This is a genomic window from Burkholderia sp. Se-20378, from assembly GCF_017104665.1.
Classification (GTDB): Bacteria; Pseudomonadota; Gammaproteobacteria; order Burkholderiales; family Burkholderiaceae; genus Burkholderia; species Burkholderia lata.
The window spans coordinates 1-5,987 of the sequence record NZ_JAAGPG010000497.1 but is presented as its reverse complement, the minus strand read 5'-3'; the positions used below and the strand labels follow the sequence as shown (position 1 = coordinate 5,987).

At 66.7% G+C, this 5,987-nt stretch carries 6 protein-coding genes; 2 read left to right on the top strand and 4 right to left on the bottom strand.

Going from position 1 to position 5,987, the window contains the following annotated elements; translation table 11 throughout:
* Both G3N93_RS32115 and G3N93_RS32110 read right to left on the bottom strand, forming a co-directional pair.
* The coding region (locus G3N93_RS32115) for a molecular chaperone (protein ID WP_206134764.1) at positions 1–594 on the bottom strand (594 nt) is incomplete at its 3' end.
* Positions 595–609: 15 nt separating this feature from the next.
* Positions 610–1,107, bottom strand: coding sequence for a spore coat U domain-containing protein (locus G3N93_RS32110; RefSeq protein WP_174935245.1), 498 nt, complete (start codon positions 1,105–1,107; stop codon positions 610–612).
* Between the two features lie 362 nt (positions 1,108–1,469).
* On the opposite strand from G3N93_RS32110, the gene G3N93_RS32105 reads away from it, so the two are divergent.
* Complete coding sequence (locus G3N93_RS32105; protein WP_206134763.1) at positions 1,470–1,631, top strand: hypothetical protein; 162 nt, start codon at positions 1,470–1,472, stop codon at positions 1,629–1,631.
* Between the two features lie 57 nt (positions 1,632–1,688).
* Here G3N93_RS32105 and G3N93_RS32100 read toward each other — a convergent pair whose 3' ends face one another.
* Both G3N93_RS32100 and G3N93_RS32095 read right to left on the bottom strand, forming a co-directional pair.
* The gene (locus G3N93_RS32100) at positions 1,689–2,894 is read right to left on the bottom strand and encodes an MFS transporter (protein WP_174987420.1); all 1,206 of its coding nucleotides are present in this window, start codon (positions 2,892–2,894) and stop codon (positions 1,689–1,691) included.
* Positions 2,895–3,624: 730 nt separating this feature from the next.
* Positions 3,625–4,545: a LysR family transcriptional regulator gene (locus G3N93_RS32095; RefSeq protein WP_206134762.1), complete on the bottom strand. Its 921-nt coding sequence runs from the start codon at positions 4,543–4,545 to the stop codon at positions 3,625–3,627.
* Positions 4,546–4,710: 165 nt separating this feature from the next.
* On the opposite strand from G3N93_RS32095, the gene G3N93_RS32090 reads away from it, so the two are divergent.
* Positions 4,711–5,631, top strand: a complete 921-nt coding sequence (locus G3N93_RS32090; RefSeq protein ID WP_206134761.1) for a pyridoxal-phosphate dependent enzyme — start codon at positions 4,711–4,713, stop codon at positions 5,629–5,631.
* Positions 5,632–5,987: the final 356 nt, after the last annotated feature.

Sequence of the window (5,987 nt, the reverse complement as noted above, 5' to 3'; positions counted from 1 at the left end):
CGCGAGCGCGTAGCCGAGCAGCCCGTGCGTGAGCGGGTACGTGTGGCCGTCGCCGGTCACGAGCTCGACCGAGGCCAGCTGCGCACGGCGCGCGCCGTCGTTGCGCACCCGCAGCACCCAGCCGCCGTCGCTGTGCAGCAGCGCCCAGTCGAGTTGCGGCGCGCCGTTGGCCGCGGGTTCGACGAACACCGGAATCGAATAGCGCAGCCGGATCGACACGCCGTTGGTCGGCGCTTCGCCGGGCTGCGGCAGCTCGTCGATCAGCAGCCGGTAGCTTTGCTCGATGCCGGCGGGCGCGCGCGACGCACGCACGACGCGGATCAGTTGCTCGGACTGCGTGCCGACCTCGATCAGCGGCGGGCTCGCGATCAGATCCTGGGTGGGCGTCAGCGTGTCCTCGCCGTCGGCCTGGTCCCAGCGGAATACGCGCACCTGCCCGTATACGGGGCGCTCGCCCGGATTGCGCAGCGTGATGCCGGTGGCCGTGTCGTCGGTGCCGAATTCGATCGTGACGGGGGAGATCTGCAGCGACGCGGCGTGCGCGGTGCCGGCCGCGCACAGCAGCGCGGCGAGCATTCGACGTAATGCGGTCATGCGTTGCGGTGCCGGTCAGAAGTAGACGGTTGCGGTGACGGTCGTCTGATAGGTGTCCGGTTTCGGCGTGGCCTGAGCGGGCACCTGGCCGTAGACGTTCAACGCCTGCGCGGCGCCCGTGCCGGTGCCGGCCACGGTGTTCGTGCCTTGCGTGTTGCCCCAGATCGTCGTGCGCCCGGCGTCCTGGTAGAGCTGGAAGCCGACGGTCGTCGTCGTGTTGCCGGTCGACGTGCCGGCCATCAGGCGGCTCGCGACGCTCGAACCCGTGACCGAGCCCGCATCGAGGCCGACGTTGTACGGCGTCGTATTGGTACAGGTGACGCTGACGGTCGTCTGCTGGTTGATTGCCGTGGCCAGCACCCCGTTGGTCCCGAACGCCAGCGGGTTCGCGGCGATCGTGCAGTTCGGCTGCAGCGTCAGCGTGACGTTGAAGGTGGCGGTTGCAGTGCCGTTCGAATAAGTGGCGGCGTCGGCGGCAGGTGTCGACAGGCCGATTAACAGCGCGAGCGACATTGTCGTGGAAGCGATGGCAACTTTCACACTGATCCCTCATCGAGCGGTTTTTCATTGGATTTATGCCGCGCTTCGCATGCCACGGCATTGCAAATGCTGATACGAATCGGCGAGTCTTTCAATCGCAATGATCGGGCTGTTTCATTTTGTTACAGTAAAACCGGGAATCGATTGAATAAAGCCGGAAAACATTACGGTTTCCGATTTTCTCGGGTGCGGAGGGGACGAAAGATTTTCCAGCGATGCGGCAATTACTCCGCGAGTATTGCAGGGTGCGATTCGATTTTTCCGATTGGTGTGGCGGGTTGAAACGGTCGATGCGGAATGGATGGTTAATGTATCCAGTGAAGTGAAATGCGCGGATGCTGAATCATTCTGGTGGATTGAATCGTTTTCAGTTATCCGTTAATGAATTGGATTTGCGTCGACGCTTGATGGCCGATATTCCTGATTTTTCTGATTGTGGAATCGGTGAATCGGAATTGACGATTGAAAACGAAGACGGCCGCATTGCGCGGCCGTGAACGTGTTTGCCTGAGGGGCGGCGGGCCGTCGCGCATTACCGGCGCGACGTGTCGCGATTACGAATTCGTGGCGGCCGGTGCGCGGCGCTGCTGCGCGATCTGCAGGAACACGAGTGCGAGTCCGGCTGCGGCGATCAGTCCGCCGACGAGCGGCACGGCCGCATAACCGAAGCCCGCCGAGATCGCCGCACCGCCGGCGGCCGCGCCGAGCGCATTGCCGAGGTTGAACGCGCCGATGTTGACGGCCGACGCGAGGCCCGGCGCTTCGTGGGCCGCCCGCATCACGCGCATCTGCAGCGGCGGCACGACCGCGAACGTTGCGACACCCCACACGAGCAGTGTGACGGCGGCGCCGACATGCGTGCTGGCGAGCACCGGGAACGCCGCCATCGTGGCAATCAGCAACAGCAGGAAACCGATCAGCGTGCCGTCGAGCGAGCGGTCGGCGAGGCGCCCGCCCGCGATGTTGCCGATCGAGAAGCCGACGCCGATCAGCACCAGCATCGCGGTCACGAAGCCGGGCGTTGCGCCGGTCACGTGTTCGAGCGTCGGCGCGACATACGTGTAGAGCGTGAACATCGCACCGGCGCCGAGCACGGTCGTCCCGAGCGCGCCGAGCACGACGGGGCGCGTGAGTACCGAGAGTTCCGCGCGCAGGTTGGGCATCTTGCCGGCTTCGCCCTTCGGCAGCGCCGCGAACAGCCCGGCGATCGCCACCAGGCCGAGGCCCGCGGTCGCCGCGAACGACATGCGCCAGCCGATGATCTGGCCGAGCCAGGTCGCGGCCGGCACCCCGCCGACGTTCGCGATCGTCAGGCCCATGAACATCGTCGCGACCGCGCTGGCCTGCTTTTCGCGCGGCACGAGGCTGGCCGCGACCACCGAACCGAGTCCGAAGAACGCGCCGTGGTTGAGGCTCGTCACGAGGCGGGCGAGCAGCAGCGTCGTGTAGCCCGGCGCGAACGCCGACAGCAGGTTGCCGATCGTGAAGATCGACATCAGCGCGATCAGCGCCGAGCGGCGCGACCAGCGCGCGAGCAGCAGCGTCATCAGCGGCGCGCCGACCATCACGCCGATCGCATACGCGCTGATCAGCATGCCGGCCTGCGGAATCGACACGTGCACGCCGTCGGCGATCACGGGCAGCAGGCCCATCGGCGAGAACTCGGTCGTGCCGATGCCGAACGCACCGGCGGCGAGTGCCAGCAGCGGCAGCGCTGCGCTGCCGTCGGGGCGGGAAGGAGAGGAAGTCGTGGGGTTCACGCGATGAGCTCCTGTAGTCGAGGGACAACGGCACAGGCCGTTGAGGACAGGGCGAAGTGTGCCTGCATGACTTTTGCGGAAAAAGCCGTATACGGACGAAATTATCTTGATTTCATGTCAACAATGCAGCGAGCGCTTGAAGCCCGTTTCTGAGGCGGGCGAAAGCGGTTTTTTGCGAAAGCTTCGTGTAATGAAGAGGCCGCGGCTTTCGGCCGGGAGACCGTGAGCCATCGACACTTCGAAGTGGGCTGACGATCGCTGCGCCCGATGATCCGGAGGCCGTCCGTAAACCGTCCGGCGATGCGCCGCCGCGCGGATCGGGCGGGCCGGTCAGGTGGCGGGCATCGCCCCGAACGAACGTCGCACCGATGCCGAAAACCCTTTGCCGACAAGGCCCACGGGCAAAAAAAGCCCCGATCACAGGGGGACCGTGACCGGGGCGGAAACGCATCCTCTCTTTGGCACGAGGGTTGGATGCGCGCGCAGTATATTTCGAACCATGACAATTCGAACCGACGTTAAACGGCACTTTTTGGTGTCAATTTAAAAACACCGGTGCTGCGGCGTCCGGTGTCGCCGTTTTGTAAGAATTTTCGCGAAAAAGATGCAGTTGTTTAGCGTGTTTCAGCAGCCAAGCCGACGGTTTGACGGAAGGGGGTTCCGCCCGTCATTCGGCACCGCGAATCGCGTCGCCCAAGTGCCGGGCCAAGTCGCCGAATCTGCTGCTCGCTCAGCCCGCTTGGCGCGCTTCACCGGCCGCCTCGCGCACGGCCTCGAGAAACCGTGCGACGACGGGCGACGGTGGCACGGCCGCACCGTCGAACACGAACTCGATGTCGAAGCGGCTCGCGAGCTCGTCGAGCGCGACGAGCCGGACCGTGTGCGGGCAGGTTGGCGACGCGCTTTCCGGCACGAACGCACAGCCCATCCCGGCCGCGACGAGGCCGATCAACGTTGGAATGTCGCTGCCGACCTGCGCGATCCGCGGCGTGAAGCCGGCCTGCTGGCACTGCGCCATCAGGAACCGGTGGTGCGCGGCGGAGCGCTGCGCGTCGAACCAGACGAACGGCTCGTTCGCGACGTCGGCCAGCGTGCGCGGCGCGGTGAAGCGTCCGCCCGGCGGCGCGGGCATCGCGAGCACGAAGCGGTCGCTCAGCAGCCGTACGCCCGACAGGTGCGGCGCCTCGTCCCGACGCCACGCCATGATCCCGCCGTCGAGCTGGCCGCGCATCAGCGCGCTTGCCTGTTCGGCCGACAGCATCGGCGCGATCGACAGCTTCACGTCCGGACACGCATCGCGAAACGCCTTGAGGACGTTTGCGACGACGGGCAACGGCAGGCAGTTCGGCCACGCCCCGAGCCGCAGTTCGCCCAGCTGGCCGGCCGCGCTGCGCAGTGCGCGCTCACGGCTGTCCTGCAGCGTCGCGGGCAGGCCGGTCGCGTCCTGCAGGAAGCTGGCGCCGGCCGCCGTGAGCGTGACGCCCGTTGCGCGGCGCACCAGCAGCGGCGTGCCGATCGCGTCCTCGAGTTCGCGGATCTGTCGCGACAGCGCGGGCTGGACGATGCCGGCCGCACGGGCGCCGGCCATCACGCTGCCGGCCTGCGCGACGGCCACGAAGTAGCGCAGGTGACGCAATTCGATCTGACGCATGCGGTATCAGCTCTCGTTCATCGATATACCTGTGAAGCATAGCAAACGCCACTCGATGGTATTGGAAAGCATGGGGCGCGTGCCGTACGATGACCGACATTGGCGCTCGCAGTGATGCGTCGCATGCGTTTCCTCCGTTCCCTCCGTACCCATTGGTTCCGTCCCATGCCGCTTCATATCCCGACTCCTTATATCCGCTCGCAAATCGCGTCTCGCCGGCTCGGCAGGACCATCCGGCTGAAGCTCGACGCGCTGCAGCCGTCGGGCTCGTTCAAGCTGCGCGGCATCGGCGCGGTCTGCGAAGCGCGGCATGCGGCCGGCGCGCGGCGCTTCGTGTCGTCGTCGGGCGGCAACGCGGGCATCGCGGTCGCGTATTGCGGCCGCGAACTCGGCGTGCCGGTGCTCGTCGTCGTGCCGGAAAGCGCGTCGGCCCGCGCCCGCGAGCTGATCCGCGTCGAGGGCGCGGAGGTGGTCGTGCACGGTGCGAGCTGGGCCGAGGCGAATGCGTTCGCGCAGTCGGCGCTCGGCGAGCACGATGCGTTCGTACACCCGTTCGACGATCGCGTGCTGTGGCAGGGCCACGCGACGATGATCGACGAGATGGCGGCGGCCGGCCCGAAACCCGGCGCGATTGTGCTCGCGGTCGGCGGCGGCGGGCTGCTGTGCGGCGTGCTCGAAGGGCTGGCGCGCAACGGCTGGCACGACGTGCCGGTGGTCGCAGCCGAAACGGAAGGCGCCGACTGCTATGCGCGCTCGCTGGCGCAGGGGTGTGTGGTCGAATTGCCGGCGATCACGAGTATTGCGACGTCGCTCGGCGCGAAGCGTCCGTGCGACGCGGCGGTCGAATGGGCGACACGGCACGAGATTCATCCGGTCGTCGTGTCCGATGCCGACGCGGTGGCCGCGTCACTGCGATTCCTCGATGAACACCGGATCGTCGTCGAGCCCGCGTGCGGTGCCGCGCTGGCCGCGCTCGAGCGGCCGGTGCCCGTGCTCGCGTCGGCGACGGATATCGCCGTGATCGTCTGCGGTGGCGTGATGGCGACCGCCGAGCAGATGCAGACGTTGCATGCGACGTTGCGGTAGGCGGGAGAGGCTGGCGCAAGCAGGTCTGTCGGGGGACGGCCGGATGGCGATCGACGACGGATATATCTGCGATCGTCTGCTGCGGCGTGATGGCGACCGTCGAGCAGATGCAGACGATGCGTGCGACGCTGCGGAAGGCAGGGCGGTTAGCGCTAGTCGACCTGTCGGATGATGGCCGGACGGTCGTATATCCCGGCGGACGTCGGCATAGGCCGCGCGCGCCCGTCGCGAAGCTTAGAAGCAGTGTCAGCGACACAACCGGTAGGCAGCCGGCGGCACAGAGATTCCTGTGATGAATGACGGGGAGGGATACGTATCGTCGCGCCCGGCCGTACAGTTTGCGGCCGGTGCGCTCA